At 70.9% G+C, this 24,963-nt stretch carries 26 protein-coding genes and 1 tRNA gene; 8 read left to right on the forward strand and 19 right to left on the reverse strand.

The window, feature by feature from the left end; all coding sequences use genetic code 11:
- The first annotated feature begins 10 nt into the window (after positions 1-10).
- The 4 genes from M2157_RS24650 to M2157_RS24665 all read left to right on the forward strand — a co-directional run bounded on the left by M2157_RS24650 (position 11) and on the right by M2157_RS24665 (position 6,218).
- Positions 11-1,495 carry a bifunctional glycosyltransferase family 2/GtrA family protein gene (locus M2157_RS24650; protein ID WP_280866220.1) on the forward strand — a complete coding sequence of 495 codons (1,485 nt, stop codon included), beginning with the start codon at positions 11-13 and terminating at the stop codon, positions 1,493-1,495.
- Positions 1,495-3,708 carry a glycosyltransferase family 39 protein gene (locus tag M2157_RS24655; protein ID WP_280858772.1) on the forward strand — a complete coding sequence of 738 codons (2,214 nt, stop codon included), beginning with the start codon at positions 1,495-1,497 and terminating at the stop codon, positions 3,706-3,708. The genes M2157_RS24650 and M2157_RS24655 overlap by 1 nt, the downstream gene beginning before the upstream one ends.
- A 117-nt stretch (positions 3,709-3,825) precedes the next feature.
- Positions 3,826-5,313 (forward strand): MFS transporter, encoded by a 1,488-nt coding sequence (locus tag M2157_RS24660; RefSeq protein ID WP_280866221.1) that lies wholly within the window; start codon positions 3,826-3,828, stop codon positions 5,311-5,313.
- Positions 5,314-5,456: 143 nt separating this feature from the next.
- On the forward strand, positions 5,457-6,218 hold the full coding sequence (locus tag M2157_RS24665; RefSeq protein ID WP_280866222.1) for a TetR/AcrR family transcriptional regulator: 762 nt from the start codon (positions 5,457-5,459) through the stop codon (positions 6,216-6,218).
- A 19-nt stretch (positions 6,219-6,237) separates the two neighbouring features.
- Here M2157_RS24665 and M2157_RS24670 read toward each other — a convergent pair whose 3' ends face one another.
- The 5 genes from M2157_RS24670 to M2157_RS24690 form a co-directional block, all read right to left on the reverse strand.
- Positions 6,238-6,711, reverse strand: a complete 474-nt coding sequence (locus M2157_RS24670; protein WP_057609263.1) for a PPOX class F420-dependent oxidoreductase — start codon at positions 6,709-6,711, stop codon at positions 6,238-6,240.
- 4 nt (positions 6,712-6,715) lie between these two features.
- Positions 6,716-7,315, reverse strand: coding sequence for a class I SAM-dependent methyltransferase (locus M2157_RS24675; protein WP_280866223.1), 600 nt, complete (start codon positions 7,313-7,315; stop codon positions 6,716-6,718).
- A gap of 34 nt (positions 7,316-7,349) precedes the next feature.
- A complete protein-coding gene (locus M2157_RS24680; RefSeq protein WP_280858768.1) occupies positions 7,350-8,171 on the reverse strand; it encodes a YceI family protein in 822 nt (273 codons plus the stop codon).
- A gap of 91 nt (positions 8,172-8,262) precedes the next feature.
- Entirely contained in the window at positions 8,263-10,821 is a 2,559-nt protein-coding gene (locus M2157_RS24685) for an MFS transporter (protein ID WP_280866224.1), read from the reverse strand.
- 13 nt (positions 10,822-10,834) lie between these two features.
- Positions 10,835-11,341 (reverse strand): MarR family transcriptional regulator, encoded by a 507-nt coding sequence (locus M2157_RS24690; protein WP_280866225.1) that lies wholly within the window; start codon positions 11,339-11,341, stop codon positions 10,835-10,837.
- A 195-nt stretch (positions 11,342-11,536) separates the two neighbouring features.
- Between M2157_RS24690 and M2157_RS24695 the strand changes: the two genes are divergently transcribed.
- A complete protein-coding gene (locus M2157_RS24695) occupies positions 11,537-11,740 on the forward strand; it encodes a hypothetical protein (RefSeq protein ID WP_037711852.1) in 204 nt (67 codons plus the stop codon).
- Between the two features lie 506 nt (positions 11,741-12,246).
- On the opposite strand, the gene M2157_RS24700 is transcribed toward M2157_RS24695, so the two are convergent.
- From M2157_RS24700 to M2157_RS24735, 8 genes are all read right to left on the reverse strand, one after another.
- Positions 12,247-13,140 (reverse strand): RNA polymerase sigma factor SigF, encoded by an 894-nt coding sequence (locus M2157_RS24700; protein WP_280858766.1) that lies wholly within the window; start codon positions 13,138-13,140, stop codon positions 12,247-12,249.
- A 313-nt stretch (positions 13,141-13,453) separates the two neighbouring features.
- Positions 13,454-14,311: an RNA polymerase sigma factor SigF gene (locus M2157_RS24705; protein ID WP_280858765.1), complete on the reverse strand. Its 858-nt coding sequence runs from the start codon at positions 14,309-14,311 to the stop codon at positions 13,454-13,456.
- A 142-nt stretch (positions 14,312-14,453) separates the two neighbouring features.
- The gene (locus M2157_RS24710; RefSeq protein ID WP_280858764.1) at positions 14,454-14,747 is read right to left on the reverse strand and encodes a Dabb family protein; all 294 of its coding nucleotides are present in this window, start codon (positions 14,745-14,747) and stop codon (positions 14,454-14,456) included.
- 19 nt (positions 14,748-14,766) lie between these two features.
- Positions 14,767-14,943: a hypothetical protein gene (locus tag M2157_RS24715; RefSeq protein WP_280858763.1), complete on the reverse strand. Its 177-nt coding sequence runs from the start codon at positions 14,941-14,943 to the stop codon at positions 14,767-14,769.
- 107 nt (positions 14,944-15,050) lie between these two features.
- Positions 15,051-15,135, reverse strand: a tRNA-Ser gene (locus M2157_RS24720).
- Between the two features lie 45 nt (positions 15,136-15,180).
- Positions 15,181-15,606, reverse strand: a complete 426-nt coding sequence (gene tadA / locus M2157_RS24725; RefSeq protein WP_280858762.1) for a tRNA adenosine(34) deaminase TadA — start codon at positions 15,604-15,606, stop codon at positions 15,181-15,183.
- A gap of 47 nt (positions 15,607-15,653) precedes the next feature.
- Positions 15,654-16,187, reverse strand: coding sequence for a hypothetical protein (locus M2157_RS24730; RefSeq protein ID WP_280859070.1), 534 nt, complete (start codon positions 16,185-16,187; stop codon positions 15,654-15,656).
- A 310-nt stretch (positions 16,188-16,497) separates the two neighbouring features.
- Positions 16,498-16,686: a hypothetical protein gene (locus M2157_RS24735; RefSeq protein ID WP_280858761.1), complete on the reverse strand. Its 189-nt coding sequence runs from the start codon at positions 16,684-16,686 to the stop codon at positions 16,498-16,500.
- 97 nt (positions 16,687-16,783) lie between these two features.
- Here M2157_RS24735 and upp point away from each other — a divergent pair, with 97 nt between their 5' ends.
- The gene (gene upp / locus M2157_RS24740; RefSeq protein ID WP_057609479.1) at positions 16,784-17,419 is read left to right on the forward strand and encodes a uracil phosphoribosyltransferase; all 636 of its coding nucleotides are present in this window, start codon (positions 16,784-16,786) and stop codon (positions 17,417-17,419) included.
- Between the two features lie 538 nt (positions 17,420-17,957).
- Here the strand turns inward: upp and M2157_RS24745 are convergent.
- Complete coding sequence (locus M2157_RS24745; protein ID WP_280866226.1) at positions 17,958-18,593, reverse strand: LytR C-terminal domain-containing protein; 636 nt, start codon at positions 18,591-18,593, stop codon at positions 17,958-17,960.
- Positions 18,594-18,692: 99 nt separating this feature from the next.
- Positions 18,693-18,989: a type II toxin-antitoxin system VapB family antitoxin gene (locus tag M2157_RS24750; RefSeq protein WP_003999914.1), complete on the reverse strand. Its 297-nt coding sequence runs from the start codon at positions 18,987-18,989 to the stop codon at positions 18,693-18,695.
- Positions 18,990-19,093: 104 nt separating this feature from the next.
- On the opposite strand from M2157_RS24750, the gene M2157_RS24755 reads away from it, so the two are divergent.
- Positions 19,094-19,564: a helicase HerA-like domain-containing protein gene (locus tag M2157_RS24755; RefSeq protein WP_280858759.1), complete on the forward strand. Its 471-nt coding sequence runs from the start codon at positions 19,094-19,096 to the stop codon at positions 19,562-19,564.
- Positions 19,565-19,753: 189 nt separating this feature from the next.
- Here M2157_RS24755 and M2157_RS24760 read toward each other — a convergent pair whose 3' ends face one another.
- The 4 genes from M2157_RS24760 to M2157_RS24775 form a co-directional block, all read right to left on the reverse strand.
- Entirely contained in the window at positions 19,754-20,071 is a 318-nt protein-coding gene (locus M2157_RS24760) for a hypothetical protein (RefSeq protein ID WP_280866227.1), read from the reverse strand.
- A gap of 589 nt (positions 20,072-20,660) precedes the next feature.
- Positions 20,661-21,311 (reverse strand): HdeD family acid-resistance protein, encoded by a 651-nt coding sequence (locus M2157_RS24765; RefSeq protein WP_280866228.1) that lies wholly within the window; start codon positions 21,309-21,311, stop codon positions 20,661-20,663.
- A gap of 104 nt (positions 21,312-21,415) precedes the next feature.
- Positions 21,416-22,003, reverse strand: a complete 588-nt coding sequence (locus M2157_RS24770; RefSeq protein WP_280866229.1) for an HhH-GPD-type base excision DNA repair protein — start codon at positions 22,001-22,003, stop codon at positions 21,416-21,418.
- A gap of 33 nt (positions 22,004-22,036) precedes the next feature.
- Positions 22,037-22,774 (reverse strand): siderophore-interacting protein, encoded by a 738-nt coding sequence (locus M2157_RS24775; RefSeq protein WP_280859069.1) that lies wholly within the window; start codon positions 22,772-22,774, stop codon positions 22,037-22,039.
- A gap of 78 nt (positions 22,775-22,852) precedes the next feature.
- Here M2157_RS24775 and M2157_RS24780 point away from each other — a divergent pair, with 78 nt between their 5' ends.
- The gene (locus M2157_RS24780; protein ID WP_280866230.1) at positions 22,853-24,961 is read left to right on the forward strand and encodes a penicillin acylase family protein; all 2,109 of its coding nucleotides are present in this window, start codon (positions 22,853-22,855) and stop codon (positions 24,959-24,961) included.
- Positions 24,962-24,963 lie beyond the last annotated feature (2 nt).

Raw genomic sequence — 24,963 nt, forward strand, 5'->3', positions numbered from 1 at the left:
AGTCGTTCACATGCGAAGCGACTCTTCTCCCGGCACCCTGCCGGCGCGGGAGCACCTCCCGGCCGGCGACGCCGGTACGCCTGTCCTGGACGTAGTGATCCCCGTCTACAACGAGGAGAAGGACCTCCAGCCGTGTGTGCTGAGACTGCACGAGCACCTCAAGCGCACGTTCCCGTACGCGTTCCGCATCACCATCGCGGACAACGCGTCGACGGACACCACTCCCCTAGTGTCGCAGCGGCTGGAGGCGGAGATCTCGGAGGTCAAGGCCTTCCGGCTGGAGCAGAAGGGCCGCGGCCGGGCCCTTCGGACCGTGTGGTCCGCCTCGGACGCCCCGATCCTCGCGTACATGGACGTGGACCTGTCCACCGATCTCAACGCCCTGCTGCCGCTGGTGGCCCCGCTGATCTCGGGCCACTCCGACCTGGCGATCGGCTCCCGGCTCGCCCGCAGCTCCAGGGTCGTACGCGGCCCCAAGCGCGAGTTCATCAGCCGCGCCTACAACCTCATCCTGCGCGGCTCGCTCCAGGCCCGCTTCTCCGACGCGCAGTGCGGCTTCAAGGCCATCCGGCGTGACGTGGCGCAGGTCCTGCTGCCGCTCGTCGAGGACACCGGCTGGTTCTTCGACACCGAGATGCTGGTCATCGCCGAGCGCGCGGGCCTTCGTATCCACGAAGTGCCCGTCGACTGGGTCGACGACCCCGACTCCACCGTGCACATCGTGAAGACGGCGACCGAGGACCTCAAGGGGGTGTGGCGGGTGGGCAAGGCCCTGGCGAGCGGATCGCTGCCGCTGGACCGGATCACCCGGCCGTTCGGCGACGACCCGCGCGACCGCGAGATCCAGGACGTGCCCAAGGGGCTGGCCCGCCAGCTCGTCGGGTTCTGTGTCGTCGGCGGTCTGTCGACCCTCTTCTACCTCGTCCTCTACAGCGCCTTCCGGCAGTTCGGCGGCTCCCAGATCGCCAACGCGCTGGCCCTGCTGGTCTCCGCGGTCGCCAACACCGCCGCCAACCGGCGCCTGACCTTCGGGGTGCGCGGGCGGGGCGGGGCCGTCCGGCACCAGGCGCAGGGCCTGGTCGTCTTCGGTATCGGCCTCGCGCTGACCAGCGGTTCGCTCGCCGCGCTCAACGCGGCCAGCAGCGACCCCGCGCACTCCACCGAGCTGGCGGTGCTGATCGCCGCCAACCTCGCGGCGACCGTGCTGCGCTTCCTGCTCTTCAGGGCCTGGGTCTTCCCCGACCGCGACGACGACCAGCCCCGCTCCACGGTGGTGGCCGGCCACACCCCGTCCTCGCCGACCTACTCCACCCAGCAGCCCTGCGCGCCGCTGCCCCAGCGCCCCACCGCGCACCAGTACGCCACGGCGCCGCCGTCGCCGTACGAGACGACCGAGTTCCGCGCCGGTGAAGCCGCGGAGCAGCGCTCCTGGAGGGACGCCACCGTGCAGTTGCAGCCGGTGCGCCCGACCGACACCGACCCGAGGGACTCCTGATGACCACGCAGACCGACCATCCGACCCAGCAGGGTTCCGGGTGGGGTCGGGCGGCGACGGCCCCCGAGGCGCCGGTCGCTCCCCCGGCCCCCGAGTCCGGTGAACCCAAGCAGCCCCTCGCGCGCAGACTGTGGCGCGGCCGCCCCGAGGACCCGCGCTGGGCTCGCCCGGCCTTCTGGGGCCTGCTGCTCGCCACCGCGGCGCTCTACTTCTACAACCTGAGCGCCTCCGGTTACGCCAACTCCTTCTACTCGGCGGCCGTCCAGGCCGGCACCAAGAGCTGGAAGGCGATGTTCTTCGGCTCGCTGGACGCGGGCAACGCCATCACCGTCGACAAGCCCTCGGCCTTCCTGTGGCCGATGGAGATCGCGGCCAGGATCTTCGGCCTGAACGCGTGGACGATCCTCGGCCCCGAGGTCCTGATGGGCGTCGGCACGGTCGCCGTCGTCTACGCGTCCGTGCGCCGACGGTTCAGCCCCGGGGCCGGTCTGATCGCGGGCGCCGTGCTCGCGCTCACCCCCGTCGCGGCGCTGATGTTCCGGTTCAACAACCCCGACGCCATGCTGGCCCTGCTGATGGCGCTGGCCTGCTACTTCGTCGTCCGGGCCATCGAGGACGGCAAGACGAAGTGGCTGGTGTGGGCGGGGGTCGCGATCGGCTTCGCGTTCCTCGCGAAGACCCTGCAGGCCTTCCTGATCCTGCCGTCGCTGGCGATCGTGTACGCGGTCTGCGCGCCGGTCTCCCTGAAGAAGCGCTTCGGTCAGCTGGCCGCCGCGACCGGTGCCCTGATCGTCTCCGGCGGCTGGTGGGTCGCGATCGTCGAGTTGTGGCCCGCCTCCTCCCGCCCCTACATCGGCGGGTCGCAGAACAACTCCTTCCTCGAGCTGACCTTCGGCTACAACGGCCTCGGCCGTCTGAACGGCGAGGAGACCGGCAGCGTCGGCGGCGGTGGCGGCGCCGGTGGCACCGGTCAGTGGGGCGAGACCGGCTGGGACCGGATGTTCAACTCCGAGATCGGCGGCCAGATCTCGTGGCTGCTGCCGGCCGCGCTGATCCTGCTGGTCGCGGGCCTGGTGGCGACGCGCAAGCTCAAGCGGACGTCGGTGACCCGCGGTTCGTTCCTCGTCTGGGGCGGCTCGCTGCTGATCACCCTGGTGGTCTTCAGCTACATGGCGGGCATCTTCCACCAGTACTACACGATCGCCCTGGCCCCCTACATCGCCGCCGTGGTCGGCATGGGCGCCGGGATCCTGTGGGAGAAGCGCGCCGAGATGTGGGCCTCGCTCACCCTCGCGGCCTCCGTCGTGGCGGGGAGCGCCTGGGGGTACGTCCTCCTCAACCGCACCCCCGACCACCTGCCCTGGCTGAAGTGGCTGGTCCTGACCGGCGGCCTGGTCGCAGCGCTCGGCCTGATCTTCGTGGCCAGGCTCGGCCGGCAGCTCGCGCTCGGTGCCGCGGCCCTGGGCATCGTGGCCGCGCTGGCCGGCCCGACGGCGTACACGCTGAGCACGGTGAACTCCGCGCACACCGGGTCCATCCCGACGGCCGGTCCCGCGGGCGCGAGCATGATGGGCGGCGGTCCCGGTGGCGGCGGGCGCGGCGGCTTCGGCGGCGGCCCGGGCGGCGGGACCCAGAACGGCAACGGCACCACCCAGGGCCAGGGTCAGCAGGGCCAGGGCTTCCCGGGCGGCGGCACGGGCGGTACCGGCGGCTTCGGCGGCGGGATGCCCGGCCAGAACGGCAACACCCAGGGCAACGGCAACACGCAGAACCAGCAGGGCGGCATGCCCGGCGGCACCACGGGTGACGGCGGCGGCATGGGCGGTGGCGGCGGTGTCGGCGGCCTGCTCAACGGCGCGACCGTCTCCGCCGAGGCCAAGAAGCTGCTGAAGGCGGACGCGGACGACTACACCTGGGCGGCGGCCGCGATCGGCGCCCAGAACGCCGCGAGCTACCAGCTGGCCACCGACGAGTCCGTCATGGCGATCGGCGGCTTCAACGGCACGGACCCGTCCCCGACCCTGGCCCAGTTCAAGGAGTACGTGGCGGACGGAAAGATCCACTACTTCATCTCCAGCGGCTCGGGCGGCGGCATGGGCGGCAGCAGCAGCGGTACGTCCGCGCAGATCACCTCGTGGGTCGAGGCCAACTTCAAGAAGGTGACGGTCGGTTCGGCCACCTTCTACGACCTCACCCAGAAGGCGAGCGGCTGACGCAGGACCCGAACAGGGCTGAGGGGCGGCGACCCACACGGTCGCCGCCCCTCAGCCCTGTCCGCGGCCGGGAAAGTTTGTTGTACAGCGTATGGGAACTGTTCTACGGTGTACGGCATGTCCGCTCCCGCACCCGCTCTCGTCGCCGTCTCCCAGGGCCATCCCCAGCGCTGGCTGATACTCGGCGTCATCTGTCTCGCGCAGCTGACGGTGTTGCTCGACAACACCGTCCTGAACGTCGCGATCCCCTCGCTCACCCGCGAACTGGGCGCGGCCACCTCCGACATCCAGTGGATGATCAACGCGTACTCGCTGGTGCAGTCCGGTCTGCTGCTCACCGCGGGCAGCGCCGCCGACCGCTACGGCCGCAAGAAGCTGCTGATGGCGGGCCTGGCCCTGTTCGGCGTCGGCTCCCTGGTGGCCGGTCTGGCCACCACCAGCGAACAGCTGATCGCGGCCCGCGCCGGCATGGGCGTCGGCGGCGCGCTCCTCATCACCACCACCCTCGCCGTCGTGGTCCAGATCTTCGACGACGGCGAACGCGTGAAGGCGATCGGCCTCTGGTCGACGGTCAACTCGCTCGGTTTCGCCGTAGGACCGCTGCTCGGCGGCGTGATGCTCGACCACTTCTGGTGGGGCGCGATCTTCCTCATCAACATCCCGGTCGCGGCCATCGGCCTGGTGGCCGTCCTGGTCCTGGTGCCCGAGTCCAAGAACCCGCAGGGCGACCGCCCCGACCTGCTCGGCGCACTGCTCTCCACGATCGGCATGACGAGCGTCGTCTACGCGATCATCTCCGGCCCGGACCACGGCTGGACCTCCGCCACCACCCTCACCTCCGCCGCGGTCGGAGCCGTGGTGCTGACCGGGTTCGCGGTATGGGAACTGCGCGTCCCGTACCCCATGCTGGACATGCACTTCTTCCGCAACCAGCGGTTCACCGGGGCCGTCGCGGGCGCGATCCTCGTCGCCTTCGGCATGGCGGGATCGCTCTTCCTGCTCACGCAGCACCTGCAGTTCGTCCTCGGATACGACCCGTTGGAGGCCGGACTGCGGACGGCGCCGTTCGCCCTCACCATCGTCGCCCTCAACCTCACCGGGGTCAGCGCGAAGCTCCTGCCGAGGGTCGGCACCCCGCTCACGATCGCCATCGGGATGACCTGTCTGGCGGTGGGCCTCGCGGCGATCGCCGTGCTCGGTCGTCACGGGTACGGTGGCATGCTGGCCGGCCTGGTCGTCATGGGCGCGGGGGTCGCCTTCGCGATGCCGGCCATGGCCAACGCCGTCATGAGCGCGATTCCTCCGGAGAAGGCCGGGGTGGGGGCCGGTATCAACGGAACGCTCGCCGAGTTCGGGCAGGGGCTCGGGGTCGCGGTGCTGGGCGCCGTGCTGAACTCCCGCTTCGCGGCGCTGGTCTCGGTGGCGGCGGCGTCCCTGCCGGCGGCGCTGGCGCAGGCGGGGTCGGCACAGGAGCGGGCGCGGATCACCGAGGCGTTCGCCTCCGGCCTGGAGAACAGTCAGTTGGTGGGGGCGGGCGCCGTGTTGCTGGGCGGAGTGGTCGCCGCGGTGTTGCTGCGGCGGGCTGAGCGGGCAGAGGGAGCCTAGGAGCTCGCGGCTTCGGCCGTCGGCGGGTGCGAGTCCGTCGTGGCTGGTCGCGCCCACGCGGCGCAGCCGCACATCGAGACGGCTCGCGCCCCTGCAAGGCCTAGCATCTTTGCAAGTGGACGGATGTTTTCGAAAGGTGCGCCATGCCCAACGCAGGTCAGAAGGCCTCGGGTCGGACCAGTGTGTGGCTGGAGGGCAAGGTGCGCCGGGGCGGGCGTGGCGGCGGGCAGCCGTCCGGACTGGACCGGGACCGGATCACCGAGGTGACGGTCCGTCTCCTGGACGCCGAAGGGCTGGCCAAGTTCTCCATGCGGCGGCTGGCCGCCGAACTGAACGTGACCGCGATGTCCGTCTACTGGTACGTCGACACCAAGGACGACCTCCTCGAACTCGCCCTGGACGCGACCTTCGGCGAACTGGACCTGCCGGACCCGGAGGCCGACGAGGACTGGCGGGACCAACTGCGCACGGTAGCCAGGGAGTACCGGGGCCTGCTGGTCCGGCACCCCTGGGTCTCCCCGCTGGCCGGCACCTTCCTCAACATCGGCCCCAACTCCCTGACCCTCTCCCGGATCGTGCACCGGGTCATCCGCAAGACCGGCCTGCCCGCACACGGCATCACCGGCGCGATCTCCGCCGTCTTCCAGTTCGTCTACGGCTTCGGCACCATCGAGGGCCACTTCATCGCCCGGTCCGCCCAGGCCGGCATGACCCAGGAGGCCTACTTCCGTCACGCCATGACCACCGCGACCCGGGCCCCCGGCGCCACGGAGATCCTCAAGGAGAACGAGGAGATCATGACGGCGAGGGGAGGCGACACGGTGGAGGAGATGAGGGACAGGGACTTCACGTTCGCCCTGGACCTGCTGATCAAGGGAATCGAGGCGATGGTCGAATCCGCTTAGGTCGGCGTCACAGGGCCCCTCAGGCGTCCGGCGAAGCCAGCCGCTCAGGAAACCCACCCGTCGCCACGGGACCCCACCGCACCGGCGTCACCCGAATGATCGACTTGCCCTGCTTCACCATCGCCGCCCGGTACTCGTCCCAGTCAGGATGCTCACCCGCGATGTTCCGGTAGTACTCCACCAACGGCTCCACGGACTCCGGCGAGTCGACGACCTCGGCGGTCCCGTCGACCTGCACCCACGGTCCGTTCCAGTCGTCGCTCAGCACGATCACGCTGACCTGGGAGTCCCGCTTCGCGTTCCGCGTCTTGGCCCGCTCCGGGTACGTCGAGACGACGATCCGCCCGGAGTCGTCCACCCCGCAGGTCAACGGCGAGGCCTGCGGTGACCCGTCCCCCCGCCGCGTCAGCAGGATCGCCCGGTGCCGGGGCCGTACGAAGTCCAGCAATTCGTCCAGCGAGACGGCCTTGTTGGTCGCAATGTTCGGTGCCATGACGTCAGCCTAGTTGGAGCGCCACGGCGTTCCAGTGAACCGCGTCACGGCCGAGTCGGTCCGCCTTCTCGTCCACGATCCGCAGCAGCCTCAGCCCCGCCCCTGCCCCATGCCCGGCGACCTCCTCCGGCGATATGTCGAACATCCTCCGGTCCACCGGCGGCTCGCCGCGCCGCAGGGTGATCAGCAGGATCCCGCCGGGGGCGAGCAGTTCGGCCAGACGCCGCATGGCGAGGGGCCGTTCCTCCGGCCGCAGGTGCATCCACACCGCGGACAGCAGGACGATGTCGTACGGCCCCTGGACGCCGGGTATCTCCGGGAGCGCACCCGCCCGCCAGGTCACCCCGCTGCCGGGATGCAGCCGCTCGGCCAGGTCCCGCAGCTCCGCCACCGGCTCCACCGCGTCGACCGTGAACCCGCGCCGGGCCAGTGCCGCCGCGTCCCGCCCCGTCCCCGCGCCGACGTCCAGCGCCCGCGCGGGCGCCTCCGGCAGCAGATCCAGCAGCGCCTCGTGCACCGACTCGAAGGGGACGCTCTCGTACACCCTTGCCAGCCGCTCCGCCGACTCGGCGTAGTAGGCCTGCACCCCCGTGGTTCGCTCCATGCCAGAACCGTACGACCTGCCACTGACAACGGCCTCAGGCCTGCGGCAGCGACTCCCCCTGCACCGCCTGGACATCGAGTTCGACCTTCAGCGTCGTACCGATCGCCGCGATCCCCGCCTGCACGACCTGGTTGTAGTTCATGGCGAAGTCCTCCCGCCGAAGCTGGGTGGTGGCCCGGAAGGCGGCACGGGTCCCGCCCCAGGGATCGGCACCCGTCCCCAGATACGCGAGGTCCAGGTCGACGGGGCGCACGACACCACGCATCGCCAGCTCACCCCGCACGGTCCACCGGTCCGTACCGGCCACGGCCAGCCCCGTGGACCGGTACGTGATCTCCGGATAGCGCTCGACGTCCAGGAAGTCCGCCGACCGCAGGTGCTCGTCCCGCATCGCGTTCCCCGTGTCGATGGAGGCCGCCCGGATCACCGCCTCCACCCGCGACTTGGTCACGTCGTCCGGGGCGACCTCGATCGCCGCCGTGAAGTCGGTGAAGCGGCCGTGCACGCTGGAGATGCCCAGGTGCTGGGCGACCGCGCCCACGCCGGAGTGGGCCGGGTCCACGGTCCAGGGCCCCGGCGGCGGAAGCTCCGCCCCGCCGATGCGGGCCAGCGTGACCGTGCCGACCTCGGCCCGGCCGCTCGCGGTGACGATCGCGCTCGACGCGGCGGGCGCGTAGCCGACGGCCGTGACGATGACGGTGTACGGCCCCGGCTCCAGCGGTGTGCCGTCCCGTACCGCTCCTTCGGCGTCCGCCTCCGCGCGCAGCACCTGCGTCCCGGTCATGTCGGTCACCGTGACGACCGCGTGCGACACGGCCCAGCCGTCCCGGGTCCGGATCCTCGCGCTCAGTCCCATTTCACGTAACTCCTCGAAAGAAAGACCGGCCCGTGGCGGGCGCGCACCTCCGCTCGGAGCGCGCTCCCCGCCACGGGCCGGAGTCGGTGGACTACTCGCCGGGGTGGGCGAGTTCGATGTCGTGGCCGTCGACCGCGGGCCCGTTCACCGTCAGGGCCGTCGCCTGCGGCGGGTACCCAGTGGCGATGACCGTGTACTCGCCGCCGTCCAGGTCGGTGAAGGCGTACGCCCCGTCCGTCCCGGTGGTGGCGGTACCGACCACGTTGCCCGCCGCGTCCACGAGGGTGACCCGCGCGTCGGCCAGCGGACCGTGCGGCGCCCGTACGACACCCTGGAGGCGGGCGCCCGAGTCGAGGTCGACTTCGACACGGGTGACGCCGGTGCCACCGACCTCCACGGGCAGCGCGCGCGGCCGGAACCCGGCGGCGTTCACCGCGACGGTCACCGCACCCGGCACCAGCTCGCCGAAGGCGAACTCGCCCTGCTCACCGGTGGTCCCGGTGGCCAGCAGATCGCCCCGCACATCGGTGACGATCACCATCGCGTCCTTGACCGGCTCCCCGCTCCGCGCGGCCCGCACGAGCCCGTTCAGCCCGCTGGTGCCGCTGAGGAGGACGTCGTAGGCCACCGGCTCGCTGTTCACGAGCACCGTGGACGCCTGCGGCTGGAAGCCGTCGGCGGAGGCGATCAGGACGTACGACCCCACGCTCGGCGCCTCGACCGCGTACGAGCCGTCGGCCTGCGTCACCGACCGGCCCAGCTGCCGTCCCGCGAGCGAGATCAGCGTGACCGCGGCCTGCGGGACCGGCGCGCTCTCGTTGCCGCGCACGAAGCCGCGGACCGGGATGCCGCCGGAGCCGGCCGAGGGCTCCTCGGGGCGGGTCAGGGTGGCGACGGCGGACAGCCGCTGCGTGCCGTCGGGAGCGGCCTCGGTGTCGGAGGCGGTCGTGGCCCAACTCGGCGTGTGCCCGCCGACCGGAGCCCCAGCCTCCGCCGGAGTCGCAGCTTCCGCGGGAGCCGCGGCCTCTGCGGGTGCCTCGGCCGGCGCGTCCTCGGCGGCCGACTGCGCCAGTGCGCCCTTGGTCTTCAGCGGAACCTCCTTGATGAACAGCGTGATCAGGAACGCGACGGCCGCGAGGGCACCGGCGATCAGGAAGACGTCCGCGATGCCGTGGCCGTAGGCGCTCTCCATCAGGGTGCGCACCGGGGCGGGCAGCTTGCCCAGGTCCGGGATGCTGTCGGTGGACGAGCCGGAACCGGACAGCGCGGCCCGGTACTTGGGGTCGAGGGCGGCGACACCGTCCGTGACGTAGTGCGTGATCCGGTGGGACATGACCGCGCCGAGCGCGGAGACGCCGACCGCACCACCGAGGGAGCGGAAGAAGGTGACCGTCGAGCTGGCCGAGCCGAGGTCGCTCGGGTCGACCTGGTTCTGCGTGCACAGCACCAGGTTCTGCATCATCATGCCGATGCCGAGACCCAGCAGGGCCATGAAGATGGCCATCTTCCAGTAGTCCGTGTCGTACGTGCTGGTGCCGAGCAGACCCAGGCCGGCCGTCACCAGCACGCCACCGCTCACCAGCCACGCCTTCCAGCGTCCGGTGCGGGTGATGAACTGCCCGGAGACGGTGGAGGAGACGAACAGACCACCGATCATCGGGATGGTCATCACACCCGACATCGTCGGGGACTTGTCGCGGGCCAGCTGGAAGTACTGGCTGAAGAAGACCGTGCCGGTGAACATCGCGACACCGACGAACAGCGAGGCCAGCGACGCGAGCGTGATGGTGCGGTTCCTGAACAGGCGCAGCGGGATGATCGGCTCGCGCACCTTGGACTCGACCAGCACGAACACCAGACCGAGGACGATCGAACCACCGACCATCGCGTACGTCTGCCAGGAGACCCAGTCGTACTTGTCACCGGCGAAGGTGACCCAGACCAGCAGCAGCGAGACGGCGGCGGCGATGAAGAACGCGCCGCCCCAGTCGACCTTCACGTCCCGCTTCACGACCGGCAGGTGCAGGGTCTTCTGCAGCACGATCAGCGCGAGGACGGCGAAGGGGACGCCGACGTAGAAGCACCAGCGCCAGCCCAGCCACGAGGTGTCGGTGATGACACCGCCGAGCAGCGGGCCGCCGACGGTGGCGACGGCGAAGGTCGCGCCGAGGTAGCCGGAGTAACGGCCGCGCTCGCGCGGGGAGATCATCGCCGCCATGACGATCTGCGCGAGGGCGGACAGACCGCCGACGCCGATGCCCTGGACGACACGGCAGGCGATCAGCATGCCGGCGTTCTGCGAGAGACCCGCCGCCGCGGAGCCCAGGACGTAGATGACCAGGGCTATCTGGACGAGCGCCTTCTTGCTGTAGAGGTCGGCGAGCTTGCCCCACAGGGGAGTGGCCGCGGTCATCGACAGCAGGGCGGCGGTGACGACCCAGGTGTAGGCGGACTGGCCGCCGCCCAGGTCGCTGATGATGTGCGGGAGGGCGTTGGTGACGATCGTGGACGACAGGATCGCCACGAACATGCCGAGCAGCAGGCCGGAGATGGCCTCCATGATCTGCCGGTGCGTCATGGGGGCGTACTCGGTGGAGCCTCCCCCGTGCTTGGCGTGAGCCCGCACACCGGTTGGTGTGGTCGTAGCCATGGGCTTCCTTCTCTTACTGGGTGGTCGCGGGTGTACGGGTGATCTGTTCGAGTACGGGGGGTACGGGCGGCCGCGGTTCGGGGCCGTGCGCGCGGGTGTCGTCGAAGCTCGCCCGGAGGCGGGCCATCAGCGCGGTCAACTGGGCCACCTCGTCGTCGCTCCAGTCGCTCAGCCGTTCGGCGAGCAGCTGGCAGGTCCGACGGGACAGCTGGTCCAGGAGCGCCTGGCCGGCCGGGGTCAGCCGCAGGATGCGTGAGCGCTTGTCCGCCGGGTCGGGGGAGCGTTCGATCCAGCCGCGCTCGGCGACGTGCGCCACATGCCGGCTGGTCACGGACATGTCCACGGCGAGCAGCTCGGAGAGCCTGCTCATGCGCATGTCTCCGTAGCGCCCGAGCAGGGTCAGCACGGCGGCGGAACCGGAAGGGCACTCGGACGGCATCATCCGTCCGATCTCCCTCTTCACGGCGCCGAAGGCGCTGAACTGACGGATCAGCTCCTCGTAGCGCGTCTGCTCGGCCATCACACCTCCCGTATTCGTTGCTTAGGGCAACCATAGACGTGCTTGGTTGCTACAGGCAAATAAAACGGGGTGAGTGCGGCATAAAAACTTGGCAAAGGCAAGTATTGCGAACGTAAACCTGCGGGTGGGGGCCTGTACTACCCCCTTGAGCCCCGCACTTGGGCCCGGCTCCCGGATTCGCTAGGGTCTCTGGGCATGGCTGAGAACCAGGTCCCCCAGGGCAACCACGACCCCGCCGGCAGCACCCAGATGTTCCGCGCGTTCGTCGACGAGGGCCCGCAGGGCCGCCGGCAGCAGACCGCTCCCGCCGCTTCGGGCGGCCCGCGGATCGGCCTCATCATCGGCGTGGTGGTCGCAGTGGCGATCGTCGCGGCGGTGGCTTGGCTGGCGCTGAAGTAGCGGGTTGCCTCCGGCGGTTGGGCGGGTTTGCTGCGGGTTTGGTGGGGGCGGGCGTTGTGCGCAGTTCCCCGCGCCCCTGGGTGCCTGCGGCGGCCCGTTTCGGCTTCGGTGGGGGCGGGTGTAGCGCGTGGGGTTCGGTGGGTGGGTCGGGGCCGGGGTGGGGGGGTGTCCGTCCTCGGTCCGGCGGTTGCTGGTGCTTGGGCGGTGCTCGGTATCGGACGCCGGCCGCTGCGGGCGGACACCCCCCACCCCGTCCCCTTCCCGCCGTACGCGGCTACCGGCCCGCTGGGGCGCGCGAGGTGGTGATCGGTCCGTCGTGGCGTGGGTGGCTGCAACTCCCCAGGGGCGCGGGGAACTGCGCGACCGGCCACGACGCGCCCGCAGCCGCCCGACGACATGGTGAGGCACCCTCATAGGCGCCCCGCCCGCACCGACCCGGCACCTCCACAGGCGCCCGGACCACGACCTGACCGGGTGCCCCCTCAGGCGCACCCGGTTCGTTCAGGTCAGTCCGAGATGAGGCCCTCGCGCAGCTGTGCCAGCGTGCGGGTCAGCAGGCGCGAGACGTGCATCTGGGAGATGCCGACCTCCTCGCCGATCTGTGACTGCGTCATGTTGGCGAAGAAGCGCAGCATGATGATCTGCCGCTCACGGGGCGGGAGTTTGGCCAGCAGCGGCTTCAGGGACTCCCGGTACTCGACGCCCTCCAGAGCCGTGTCCTCGTAGCCGAGGCGGTCCGCGAGGGAGCCCTCGCCGCCGTCGTCCTCCGGGGCCGGGGAGTCCAGCGAGGAGGCGGTGTAGGCGTTGCCGACCGCGAGGCCGTCGACGACGTCCTCCTCGGACACGCCCAGCACGGAGGCGAGTTCGGCCACCGTCGGGGAGCGGTCCAGCTTCTGGGAGAGGTCGTCGCTGGCCTTGGTGAGGGCCAGCCGCAGCTCCTGGAGGCGGCGCGGGACGCGCACCGACCACGAGGTGTCGCGGAAGAACCGCTTGATCTCACCGACGACGGTCGGCATCGCGAACGTCGGGAACTCCACGCCGCGTTCGCAGTCGAAGCGGTCGATCGCCTTGATGAGGCCGATGGTGCCGACCTGGACGATGTCCTCCATCGGCTCGTTGCGCGAGCGGAAGCGGGCCGCCGCGTAGCGCACCAGCGGGAGGTTGAGTTCGATGAGGGTGTCCCGGACGTAGGCACGCTCCGGGCTGTTCTCGTCGAGTGCGGCGAGCCGCAGGAAGAGGGAGCGGGACAGGGTGCGGGTGTCGATGGCTCCGGACACCGTCGGGGGAGTCGGGAGGACCGGGGCCGGTGCGGCCTCGACGGCCGTGATGTCGTCGAGCACTGGCTCGGCCTCGCTCTTCATGAGCGTAAGCACCTTCGAGCTGCCCTGATCTGCGGACATGCCACCCCCTTTGGGTCGCGGGACGGTCGTGGCGAACGCCCCGTGGTGGAACGTCAGCCTTCACCTGAATACCGGAGCCGAAGCCTCGGCAAACGCGCTTCCCGCAGAATGTCACATGTCGGCAACACGCTGTAGTGACATGTCGACATGTGAGACCCGAATACGCCCTGGATAAAGGGGGTCTGACGGTTTTTCGGCACAGAAGTGTCGGGAACGGCGCTGGTGAGCGATTCGCTCGCGCCGGTTACGCCTCGATACTGCTTGCGAACTGCGGTGTTCCGGAACGTGCGACCGTGCGCCCCTTATGCATCGGCTAAGCGTCGATCCGATTGGCGGATCGCAGCCGCTGGAAGCTACGCGCGAGTAGCCTCGAAACGTGCATCTGCGAGACGCCGAGTTCCGCGCTGATTTGCGACTGGGTGAGATTGCTGTAGTAGCGCAGCAGCAGGATTCGCTGTTCCCGTTCCGGGAGTTGGACGAGCAGATGGCGGACCAGGTCGCGGTGCTCCACGCCGTCCAGCGCCGGGTCCTCGTAGCCGAGCCGGTCGAGCAGGCCCGGCAGTCCGTCGCCCTCCTGGGCCGCCTCGAGCGAGGTGGCGTGGTACGACCGTCCGGCCTCGATGCAGGACAGCACCTCGTCCTCGGTGATGCGCAGCCGCTCGGCGATCTCGGAGGTCGTCGGGGTCCGGCCGAAGGCGGTCGTCAGGTCCTCCGTCGCGCCGTTGACCTGCACCCACAGCTCGTGCAGCCGGCGCGGGACGTGGACCGTACGGACGTTGTCGCGGAAGTACCGCTTGATCTCGCCGACGACGGTCGGCATCGCGAAGGTCGGGAACTGCACGCCCCGGTCCGGGTCGAAGCGGTCGATCGCGTTGATGAGCCCGATGGTGCCGACCTGGATCACGTCCTCCATCGGCTCGTTCCGGGAGCGGAAGCGGGCGGCCGCGTAGCGCACGAGCGGGAGGTTGGCCTCGATGAGGGCCGCCCGCACCCGGCTGTGCTCCGGCGTGCCCGGCTGAAGCCCCTTCAACTGGCCGAAGAGCACCTGGGTGAGCGCCCGGGTGTCGGCGCCGCGGCTACGTGGAGCGGCCTCCTGGGGTGCCTCCTGGGGAGGCGCGGTACTGGCCGACACGGTCAACGCCACCTCTTCGTTGATCAACCCATCCGTCAAAAGCGGTCATAGCATCACAAGACATGTGCACTGTGTGCAAGCACCGCATACGTTGGGTTACGCCGTGTTGAGGGGCATGTCGGGGTGAAGGCGCAGAAAAGCCTCCCGCTGTTTCCGGCGGGAGGCTTCGGAGCGCTCGGGCTCAGTACGCGTAGTCCGCGATCACCCAGCTGGCGAACTCCTTCCACAGCGCCACGCCCGCCTGGTGCTCCGGGTGCTCGACGTACGTCCGCAGCGCGGTCGCGTCCTCGAAGCCGGAGTTGATGGCGAAGTCGTAGGCGATGGGCCGGTCGCTGAGATTCCAGCCCAGCTCCCAGAAGCGGATCTCGGGGATCTTGCCCTCCAGGGCGCGGAAGGCCTCGACTCCCGCCACCACGCGCGGGTCGTCGCGCTCGACGCCCTCGTCGAGCTTGAAGAGGACGAGATGGCGGATCATGGGCGCTCCCTCGGGTCTGTCAGTGCGCCCCGTCGGCCAGCCAGGTGAAGAAGTCGCCGACGGCCTTGGCGGCGTCCGATATGCCCTCGAACCCTATCTGCACGTAGTCGGCGGCCTTGGCCGGGTCCGTGATGATCACATACAGCACGAAGACCACGAGCACATAGACGGCGATCTTCTTTCCGTTCACCGCCACCGCGGCCTCCCCCGCTTCTGGTGAGTCTGTTCCTTCTGGGGCGCGAGTGTAACCGGGGTGATCAGTACGCACGAAGGGCCCCGTCTCTCGACGAGGCCCTTCTCAAGCGGTAGCGGAGGGATTTGAACCCTCGGTGACTTGCGCCACACTCGCTTTCGAGGCGAGCTCCTTCGGCCGCTCGGACACGCTACCGAGGGAGACCTTACAGCAAGGTGGGGCGTGCTTTGAAATCAGAATTCAGCGCTCGCGGAAGAACTCCGTGAGGAGTCCGGCGCACTCCTCCGCGAGGACACCTTCGATGACTTCGGGCCGGTGGTTGAGGCGCCGGTCGCGGACGACGTCCCACAGTGAACCGGCCGCGCCCGCCTTCTCGTCCCGGGCGCCGTAGACCACCCGGTCCACCCGGGACTGGACGATCGCGCCCGCGCACATCGTGCAGGGCTCCAGCGTGACGACAAGCGTGCAGCCGGCCAGCCGCCACTCGCCGAGCTCCGCCGCCGCCCTCCTGATGGCGAGGACCTCCGCGTGCGCGGTCGGGTCGCCGCCGGCCTCGCGTTCGTTGTGGCCGGCCGCGAGCACGGTCGTACCGTCCGGAGACAGTACGACGGCGCCCACCGGCACATCCGCGCCTGCCTTGCCGGCCTCCTCCAGGGCGAGCCGCATCGCGGCCCGCCAGCGGTCGCGCAGCGGGTCTGCCGCGGTGGTTCCGGTCAGCGGACGGTCTCCAGGACCTCCGAGGCGCCCAGGGACTCGGCGATCTCGTTGACGGCGTCCTCCGACAGGGACTTCAGCTGCTTCTCGCTGACCCCCAGGTCGTCGAGGACCTGGGCATCCCCGACCGGGCCGTGAGGCACGATTTCTCCGGAGACGCCCGCCTCGGCGGCGGTGTCGTCGTCGTCCTCGTCCTCACCGTCCTCGGTGCCGTCGAGGTCGAGGGCGTCGAGGTCCGGGTCGTCGTCGGGCTCCCTTCCGAGCAGTTCGTCGGTGAGCAGGATCTCGCCGTACGAGCTGCGGGCAGCGGCGGCGGCGTCCGAGACATAGATGCGAGGATCCTCCTCGCCGTCGATGCGGACGACGCCGAACCAAGCGTCTTCCTGCTCGATCAGTACGAGCACCGTGTCGTCCTCGGCCGCGGCTTCACGGGCGAGGTCGGCCAGATCCGACAGGGTCTCCACATCGTCGAGCTCTGTGTCGCTCGCTTCCCACCCGTCTTCGGTGCGCGCGAGCAGTGCGGCGAAGTACACCGTGACTCTCCCACTGGTCATAGGCGTGCCGGTTGGGGGTCCCCCCGGCGGAGGTTGCGGGCGGGGAGAGCTCGGCTCCGAGCCCCGCCCACTCGGAATCGTGGCAGAAACAAGGCGTTCAGGGGACGTCTTCGGCACCCTGTGTCCGGTGGTTTTGATCGCACGTGCGTCGGCACGTCGGTGAAGGACCACCAGCGCACTCGTCGCCGCCACGAGCGGGATCGTACGCGGCTTTCCCAAGGGCCCACGCACGGCCACCTGTTCAGCGCACCATCGGTGCGCCGCCGGGCTCGCGGGCGCGTGATCTTCCTTACCAGCGGAAAGTCCGCATACGCATCGCGTGTCGCAGTCGGGCAACCTTCGCCCGGCGCGGCTGCACCCGGTCGCGCAGTTCTCGGGCCTCCGCGAGATCGCGCAGGAACTGCGCGCGACGGCGTCGGCGCTCGGCGTCGGTCTCGGTCTCGTGTGACGACGGTTCGTGCTCAGGCAGGTCAGGCATCGGTTCACCACCCCAGTCCGTCCCTCCCACTTTCCCCCGGTCGGGCGGTTTGACGCCAGCGCGAGGGGGGGTGGTGGACCCGGCTACTGTTGTGGACATGCGTCTCCACGTCGTCGACCATCCGCTGGTCGCACACAAACTCACCGCGCTGCGCGACCAGCGCACCGACTCCGCGACCTTCCGTCGTCTCGCCGACGAGCTGGTCACCCTGCTCGCCTACGAGGCCACGCGCGACGTGCGCACCGAGGCGGTCGACATCCGCACGCCGGTCGCCCCCACGACCGGTGTGAAGCTGTCGTATCCGCGCCCGCTGGTGGTGCCGATCCTCCGTGCCGGGCTCGGCATGCTGGACGGCATGGTCCGGCTGCTGCCGACCGCCGAGGTGGGTTTCCTCGGCATGATCCGCAACGAGGAGACGCTGCAGGCCACCACGTACGCCGCGCGCATGCCGGAGGACCTCTCCGGGCGGCAGGTGTACGTCCTCGACCCGATGCTCGCGACCGGTGGCACCCTGGTCGCCGCGATCCGTGAGCTGATCAAGCGGGGCGCGGACGATGTGACGGCGGTGGTCCTGCTGGCCGCCCCGGAGGGCGTGGAGATCATGGAGCGCGAGCTGGCGGGCACTCCGGTCACGGTGGTCACGGCCGCGGTCGACGACCACCTCAACGAGCACGGCTACATCGTCCCGGGCCTCGGCGACGCGGGAGACCGCCTGTACGGCGCGGCCGAGTAGGGGGTGCCTGCGGGTTCGGTGGGGGCGGGCGTTGTGCGCAGTTCCCCGCGCCCCTGAATGCCTGCGGCGGCCCGTTTCGGCCTCGGTGGGGGCTGGTGTAGCGCCTGCGGTCCGGTGGGTGGGTCGGGGCCGGGGTGGGGGGTATCCGTCCTCGGTCCGGCGGCTCGGTCCCTTGAACAGGGCTCGGTAACGGACGCCGGCCGCTGCGGGCGGACACCCCCCACCCCGTCCCCTTGCCGCCGTACGCGGCCAACGGCCCGTCGGGGCGGGCGAGGTGGCGAACGGCCCGTCGTGGTGCGGGGGTGGGGATCGGTCCGTCGTGGTGCGGGTGACTGCAACTCCCCAGGGGCGCGGGGAACTGCGCGACCAGCCCCCACCGGCCCGCAGACGCGCAAGGACCCGGCGTGGCACCCCCACAGGCGCCCGGCCCAAGCCCAGCGCAGCTGCCCGCGGGGAACTGCGCGACCAGCCCCCACCGGCCCGCACCCGCCCTACGACATCAGGTGGCATCCCCGTAGGCACCCAGCCCTACGTCACCTCAGCAGCTCTTCTTCGACGCCGTCGGCTCGGGTGCGCTCAGCGCGGCCAGGGCCTTGTCCGCTGCCACCTTGCTGGTCAGGTTCTTGAAGGCCGTCCCGATGATCAGGTCGACCTCGGCGCCCTTGCGGGTGTCCGTGCGGGTCTCGGCGGAGGCCAGCTGCGTCGCGAGGACCGGCAGTGAGGTCTTGAGCGCGGACGACGGACCGAGCAGTACCCCCGTGCCCTTGACCTTCTTGTCGTAGGTCGCCGTCGCGTTGCCCACGTCGCCGATCTTGAAGCCCCGCTTCTTCAGTTCGTCCGCCGTCTTCTTGGCGAGCCCACCGCGAGCCGTGGCGTTCAGGACGTTGACGGTGATCTGGCCCGGCTTGGGGAGAGGGGCCACGGAGGCGGAGGGGGACGCGCCGGCCTTCGTCGTGCAGTCCCCCTTGGAGCCGACCGCGGAGGCCTCGTCCCCACCGCCCGTGAACACGTCGATGAGCTGGAGCGTGCCCCAGCCGACCAGGCTCAGCGCGGCGACGGAGGCCACCACGCCGAGCACGAGCCTGCCGCGCCGCCGGGGCCGACGCATCCGGGGGTACTTGTCGCCCGTGATCCGGTACTTACGGCCCATGCCGGGGGGCGTCAGCATGCTCATGGGCGCAGCGTAGTGCGCCAGGACGGCAATGCCTACTAGATGATCATTGACCACGGTGCAGGTGAACCCGAAAGGGTCAAACCTTCACGGCGCGGTCACTCAGTCCAGTTCGAGCACACGCGCGTGCAGCACCTGTCGCTGCTGGAGCGCCGCCCGCACCGCGCGGTGCAGCCCGTCCTCCAGGTACAGGTCACCCTGCCATTTCACGACGTGCGCGAACAGGTCGCCGTAGAACGTCGAGTCCTCGGCGAGCAGGGTCTCCAGATCGAGCTGGCCCTTGGTCGTCACCAGCTGATCGAGGCGGACCGGGCGCGGTGCGACGTCCGCCCACTGCCGGGTGCTTTCCCGGCCGTGGTCGGGGTACGGCCGGCCGTTTCCGATGCGCTTGAAGATCACACGGAAAGCCTACCGGTCAAGACCTTCCGGGCGCAGCCATGGCGACCGAGTGCGGTGCTGGAAAAAAGCCACGAAAGGGCTCGTAACGGGAGCAGGGGTTGGGGATGAGTGAGCGAAAGACCCCTCCGGAGGGCGTCACGGGGGCCGCCGCGGGAACCGCCGACCGGTCCATGCCGGAGGCACAGTCCGGCTCCTCCGCCCAGCCCCGGGAGGCCCTGAAGATCGCCTCCGGCTACGCCTTCACCGGGTCCGCCCTCGATCTGGGCGCGCTCATGTGGGGACGGCGTCTGTCTGCCGGACGCGCAGGTCAGGATCCCGCTGCCGTTGCTCAACCGGCGGGCGATGTCCCGGGGATCTCCGAACCGGGTGTGCGCAACGAGAAGGTGCAGGCCAGGGCCGCGGAAGTGCATCAGACGTGGGCCGCCACCGGGTGTCCCGCCGAGTTCCACGCCCTCGGCGGCATCGGTCACGGCACTCCCGTGCGGGCCACCGTCACCAGTTTCGGGCCGGTGCTGCTGTCCAAGGTGCTCCAGCGTCAGGGCCGTCGTGGCAGTACGGCCCGGAGGAGGCGGTAGCCCCGCCTCCTCCGGAGGATCAGCCGCGCTTCTCCGCTCTCAACGGCGGCTGCTTCTTCGTGCTCTGCGGTTTCGGCGCACTGCGTGCGGCCTCCGCGCGCAGCAGGGCGCGCAGGATCGCGTACGGGTCCTTGGACATGACGGTGTTCCTTGCGTGAGTGCTGAGCAGGCCTGGGGAAGCGGGCTCTGTCAGCAGCGCAGGACCACGGAACGCAGGGCGCGCGGCACGTACGGCGGCCGCGGCGACACCGGCACGGGGCGGTACGCCGGCACGCCGGGAGCCGTCTCCGGTCGCGGAGCGGGGCGCAGAGGTACGGCCGTTCGGTGGACGGCCCGGGCCGGTGACCGCACAGGGGTGTCGAGGACGTCGTACTCGACGAGCTCCCCGGCCGGTACGGGCGGCATCGCATGCGCCTGGAAATGCGCCCCGGGAACCAGCAGCGCGAGCAGCAGCACGAGCGTCCGCAGCCAGTCATGGCTGCACGGGGCACGTCGTACGGAACTCACACAGGTCGTCTCCCCGCCCGGCGCACGTGATTCATCACTTCGGCCGCGCGATTCACCCGGTCGCAGCAGTGCGCCCGTCGGTGGTGCGGAAGGTGACGCTCGCCGGTTCCCGTCCGGCGAGGCTGTGGCCGTCGGGAGGGCGGTGGTGTGGTGAGGGCGTGGCGGATCTCGGGCGTGGCTCGTCAGCGGTCGCGGGGCTCACCGGGTCGCGGCAGCACGCACACCGAGTTCGGCCATGAGCTTGTCCGATCGAGGTGGCTTGCCCGTCGATCGTGCGGCGGGGTTGTGGCCGTCGGTGGGGCGAGGGCGTGGCGGATGTCGGGGGTGGCGCCAGCGGGCGCCGTCCGTGGGTCTGACTCGTCAGAGGTCGCGGCAGCACGCATGCCGGTGATGGGGCGGCTGGGTGGCACCCATCGGTTCCCGGCCGGCGGGTGTGGCTCGTGATTCGGCTGCCCGGCGGCAGTGGCGGTGTGCCGAGGACCTGGGTGGCACTCGCCGGTCGCCTTCAGCCGTGGGATTCACCGGACCGGGGCATGACCGTGGAACACGCGTGTCGACAGCCGGGGCGGTCGCAGAGGTGGCGTCGCGGTCACAGCGTGCGCGGCACCTCTCGGGCCCGGGTGCGGATGGTGAGCGCGGTGATGATCTCGACGACGCCGACGACGACCAGCCAGATGCCGCCCACCAGGGTGAGCACGGCGACCGATTCGAAGGGGGAGTCGATCAGCACGATCCCGGCGGCGAAGGTGAGGACGCCGAGGAGGATCTGCCAGCCGCGGGCCGGCATCGACCGGTCGGACGCGGCGGCCAGGGTCTGGGTGATGCCGCGGATCAGCCAGCCGATGCCGATCCACAGGGCGAGCAGCAGGATCGACCGCATCGGGCCGCGCAGACAGAACAGGCCCAGCAGGATCGACAGAGCGCCGCTGATGAAGGCCAGGACGCGCAGGGCCGTCGTTCTGTGGGTGCCGAAGGCCGCGACCAGCTGGAAGACACCGCTGATCAGGAGGTAGACGCCGAAGAGGACACCGGCCACGAGCAGGGAGGCGTCGGGCCAGACCAGGACCAGAACGCCGAGGATCAGGGAGGCGGCGCCGGTGAGCAGGACGACCTGCCAGGCGGCCTGGGCGAGGGTGTGCAAGGGCCCCTCGAGGGGCGGTTCGGGCGCGTGCGGCGAGACGCCCGGCGGGCGGCCCGCGTGGACCTTGCGGTCGTTGAAGCGGTCGTCGAACTCGGTCATGGTCCATGCTGGGACCGCCGGACACCGCACTGCCACCGGGGCGGGCCACCCGGCTGACCGCGCTCCGCGTCGACTCCCTCTCGGCCAGATCCGCCGGACCGGCCCTAGGACTTCTTGGCCGCCTTCGCCGCCGCCTTCATCTCCTGCTTGTGCGCGCGGACCTTGGTCAGTGACTCGGGGCCGGTGATGTCGGCGACGGACCGGAAGGACTTCGGCTCGCCGTACGCGCCCGCGGCCTCGCGCCAGCCCTTCGGCTGAACGCCGAGCTGCTTGCCCAGCAACGCCAGGAAGATCTGTGCCTTCTGCTTCCCGAACCCCGGCAGCTCCTCCAGCCGGCGCAGCAGTTCGCGGCCGTCGGCCACGCCCTTCCAGACCAGCTCGGCCCGACCGTCGTAGTGCTCGACCAGGTACTGGCACAACTGCTGGATCCGCTTGGCCATCGAGCCGGGGTAGCGGTGCACGGCCGGCTTCTCGGAGAGCAGCGCGGCGAAGGCCTCCGGTTCCTGTGCGGCGATCTCGTGGGCGTCGAGGTCGTTCGCGCCGAGGCGGTCCGCGATGGTGCGGGGGCCCTTGAACGCCCACTCCATCGGGACCTGCTGGTCCAGCAGCATCCCGACCAGCGCGGCGAGCGGGGAGCGGCCGAGGAGCTCGTCGGCCTCGGGGTCCTGGGAGAGGTGAAGGGTGACGTCCATGCCCCCGATCATGCCTGCGCCGACGGCTCGCCTCTACCGGGAGCCGGCGGACTGCTCCCTCCAGTAGCCGAGCGCGTTCACCCGATCTTTGGCGACACCGAGATCCTTGCGGACGTACGACGACAGCGCCCTGGTCGTCGCCGTGTCGCAGGCGATCCACACATACGCGTCCGGGTGGCTCTTCAGCAGACCGGGCAGGTCCGCCTTCACCTGGGCGACCAGATGCGCGCCGGAGTCGAGGCGGAGGACCCGGCGGACCTCGTGGCGGGACGGGTCGGTGCGGAAGGGGAGGCCGTCGTCGCCGCCCTCGAACCAGACGGTCGCGGGGGAGGAGTCCAGGGCGCCGAGGAGGGAGTTGAGGGCGGGCAGGGAGGCCGGGTCGCCGATGGCGAAGACATGGGTGGGCTCGGGGTCGGGGCGCTCGAAGCCGGTTCCGTGGACGGTGGCCTCGACGGTGTCGCCGGGCTTCGCCGTCCGGGCCCAGTCGCTGGCCACGCCGTCGTGCAGCGCGAACTCCAGGCTGAAGGTGCCTGCCGCGGGGTCCGGGTCCACCAGGGTGTAGGCGCGCTGGTGCGGTTTGCCCGCCGCGGCGAACCACAGGCGCACCCACATCGTCGGGTGGACGCCGGTGACGGCAAGCATCCCGCCGTCGGTGAGGTGCACCCGCCGGTACGCGCCGGTGACGTCCTCGGCGCCGGTCACGGTGAACGTGAAGTCCTTCGCGCGCAGCAGCCTCAGGACCGCTCCCTCCCAGCCGTGCCCCTGCCCCATGACCTTTTCACCCCTCACGTACGATTCCCTCACCAGTAAACTTAGGTAAGCCTAACTTAAAGGGAAGCGGGTTCGAGGGTGAGTATCGAGATCTACCGCGACGCCTGGGGGATACCCCATCTCCGCGCGGGCAGCGCACATGAACTCGCCCGCGCCCAGGGCCGGGTCACCGCCCGCGACCGTGCCTGGCAGCTGGAGGTGGAACGGCATCGCGCGCAGGGCACCTCGGCCGCCTTCCTCGGTGCCGGGGCCCTGTCCTGGGACACCCTCGCGAGACGGGCCCGCCTGGACGACACGGCGAGACGCTGCTTCCAGGCGCTGGAGAGACGGGACCCGGAGACGGCCGACTGGGTGCGGGCGTACGTCGACGGCGTGAACGAGGAGCTGCCGGGCACGCGGGCCCCGGAGCTCGCCCGCGTCGGCCTCGCCCCCGGGCGCTGGGAGCCCTGGACCCCGCTCGGCGTCTGGCTCGCCACCCACATCCTGTTCGCCGGCTTCCCGGCCAAGCTCTGGCGGGACGAGGCGCTACGGCACCTGGGCCCGGACGCGGTCGGGCTGTTCGCCGCCGACGGCCCGGGCACCTCCGGCAGCAACGGCTGGCTGGTCGCCGGCGCCCGCACCACCACCGGCCATGCCGTCCTCGCGGGCGACCCGCACCGCTACATCGAGGATCCCGGCGTCTACCAGCAGATCCGGCTCGCCTGCCCCGAGTTCGACGTCGTCGGCCTCGCCGTTCCCGGCGTCCCCGGCATCGCCCACTTCGGCCACACCGGCACGGTCGCCTGGTCCATCACCAACGCCATGGCCGACTACCAGGACCTGTACCGGGAGCGACTGCGCCGCACGGGGGCCGGGGTGGAGGCCCTCGGCCCGGACGGCGTCTGGCACCGCGCCGCCCGGCACACCGAGACGGTCGAGGTGGCGGGCGAGGCCCCGGTCGAGATCGAGGTGATCGAGACCGGGCGGGGGCCGGTGATCGCGGGGGGTCCGGAAGGGCTGGACGGGGGAGTGCCGGACGAGGAGCGGACGGGCTTCCCGGGGACGCCCGTGGCCCTCTCCCTCCGCTACCCGCCCCGGGTCACCGAGGACCTCGGTTTCAGTGCCCTGCTCCCTCTGCTCCGGGCCCGCCGTACCGCCGACGTGGACCAGGCGTTCGACCTGTGGGCCGAGCCCGTGAACGTCGTCCAGGCCGCCGACACCGAGGGCGGGCTGCTGCACCGGGTCGCCGGAAGAGTCCCCGTGCGCGCGGAGGCCAACCGGCTGCACCCCGTCCCCGCCTGGGAGCCCGGGCACGACTGGCAGGGCTGGCACGACTCTCCCCGCGCCGGTCTCACCGACGGCATCGCCGTGATGGCCAACCAGCGCGGCCCCGCCACCCCGCTCGGCGTGGAGTTCGCCCCGCCCCACCGGGCGGACCGCATCACCGCCCTGCTGCGGGAGAAGGAGCAGTGGTCGGCCGCCGACATGCCCCGGATCCACATGGACACCCATCTCGCCTCGGCGCAGCCCCTGTTGGATCACATCGAGGCCCTGGACGGACTGAGCCCCGAGGCCGTGACCACGAGGGAAACGATTCTCCGCTGGGATCGCCGCATGGTCGCGAGCAGCCGGGAGGCCGCCCTCTACGCCGCCGTACGCAGCGCGGTCGTACGACGGCTCGCCGCCCACCCCGCGTTCGCGGCCCTGACCGCCCCGCCCGCCTACCCGGACGTCCTCCTCCCCTGGCTCGGCCTCGTCCCCCGCATCGCCTTCGCGCTCGAACACCTCCTGCGCGCCGAGGAGTTGTACGGCATCGACCGCGCCGGGACCGTGCGGGCCGCCGTGGAGGAAGTGGCCGCCGAACCGCCGCGGGGCACCTGGGGCGACACCCATCGCCTCGCCCCCTGGCGGGCGCTTCCCGATGACGAGCGCGAGGCCGCCGCCCTCTCCGCCGCCCTCTCCGGCGACCACGACTGCGTGCTGTGCACCTCCGCGGTCCCCGGACTCACCGACCTCGCCGCCCGTGGCCCGGCCGCCCGATACATCTGGGACCTGGCCCGCCGCGAGGACAGTCTCTGGGTGGTCCCGCTGGGCGCCTCCGGCGTGCCCGGTTCACCCCATCACCGCGACCAACTCCCCCTGTGGCTCAAGGGAGATCTCGTCCCGGTCGACACCGACTGGCAGCACCTGACGAAGGAAGACCGATGAGA

The organism is Streptomyces sp. SAI-127, from assembly GCF_029894425.1.
GTDB lineage: Bacteria > Actinomycetota > Actinomycetes > Streptomycetales > Streptomycetaceae > Streptomyces.

What these genes read in the sequence shown, in the direction of transcription:
- M2157_RS24765 (WP_280866228.1), bottom strand. Translation starts at nt 21,311, where the DNA reads ATGACCGAGTTCGACGACCGCTTCAACGACCGCAAGGTCCACGCGGGC.
- M2157_RS24675 (WP_280866223.1), bottom strand. Translation starts at nt 7,315, where the DNA reads ATGGAGCGAACCACGGGGGTGCAGGCCTACTACGCCGAGTCGGCGGAG.
- M2157_RS24770 (WP_280866229.1), bottom strand. Translation starts at nt 22,003, where the DNA reads ATGGACGTCACCCTTCACCTCTCCCAGGACCCCGAGGCCGACGAGCTC.
- M2157_RS24685 (WP_280866224.1), bottom strand. Translation starts at nt 10,821, where the DNA reads ATGGCTACGACCACACCAACCGGTGTGCGGGCTCACGCCAAGCACGGG.
- M2157_RS24650 (WP_280866220.1), top strand. Translation starts at nt 11, where the DNA reads ATGCGAAGCGACTCTTCTCCCGGCACCCTGCCGGCGCGGGAGCACCTC.
- M2157_RS24700 (WP_280858766.1), bottom strand. Translation starts at nt 13,140, where the DNA reads ATGTCCGCAGATCAGGGCAGCTCGAAGGTGCTTACGCTCATGAAGAGC.
- M2157_RS24660 (WP_280866221.1), top strand. Translation starts at nt 3,826, where the DNA reads ATGTCCGCTCCCGCACCCGCTCTCGTCGCCGTCTCCCAGGGCCATCCC.
- M2157_RS24690 (WP_280866225.1), bottom strand. Translation starts at nt 11,341, where the DNA reads ATGGCCGAGCAGACGCGCTACGAGGAGCTGATCCGTCAGTTCAGCGCC.
- M2157_RS24710 (WP_280858764.1), bottom strand. Translation starts at nt 14,747, where the DNA reads ATGATCCGCCATCTCGTCCTCTTCAAGCTCGACGAGGGCGTCGAGCGC.
- upp (WP_057609479.1), top strand. Translation starts at nt 16,784, where the DNA reads ATGCGTCTCCACGTCGTCGACCATCCGCTGGTCGCACACAAACTCACC.
- M2157_RS24655 (WP_280858772.1), top strand. Translation starts at nt 1,495, where the DNA reads ATGACCACGCAGACCGACCATCCGACCCAGCAGGGTTCCGGGTGGGGT.
- tadA (WP_280858762.1), bottom strand. Translation starts at nt 15,606, where the DNA reads ATGCGGCTCGCCCTGGAGGAGGCCGGCAAGGCAGGCGCGGATGTGCCG.
- M2157_RS24775 (WP_280859069.1), bottom strand. Translation starts at nt 22,774, where the DNA reads ATGGGGCAGGGGCACGGCTGGGAGGGAGCGGTCCTGAGGCTGCTGCGC.
- M2157_RS24745 (WP_280866226.1), bottom strand. Translation starts at nt 18,593, where the DNA reads ATGAGCATGCTGACGCCCCCCGGCATGGGCCGTAAGTACCGGATCACG.
- M2157_RS24670 (WP_057609263.1), bottom strand. Translation starts at nt 6,711, where the DNA reads ATGGCACCGAACATTGCGACCAACAAGGCCGTCTCGCTGGACGAATTG.
- M2157_RS24755 (WP_280858759.1), top strand. Translation starts at nt 19,094, where the DNA reads ATGAGTGAGCGAAAGACCCCTCCGGAGGGCGTCACGGGGGCCGCCGCG.
- M2157_RS24680 (WP_280858768.1), bottom strand. Translation starts at nt 8,171, where the DNA reads ATGGGACTGAGCGCGAGGATCCGGACCCGGGACGGCTGGGCCGTGTCG.
- M2157_RS24695 (WP_037711852.1), top strand. Translation starts at nt 11,537, where the DNA reads ATGGCTGAGAACCAGGTCCCCCAGGGCAACCACGACCCCGCCGGCAGC.
- M2157_RS24735 (WP_280858761.1), bottom strand. Translation starts at nt 16,686, where the DNA reads ATGCCTGACCTGCCTGAGCACGAACCGTCGTCACACGAGACCGAGACC.
- M2157_RS24665 (WP_280866222.1), top strand. Translation starts at nt 5,457, where the DNA reads ATGCCCAACGCAGGTCAGAAGGCCTCGGGTCGGACCAGTGTGTGGCTG.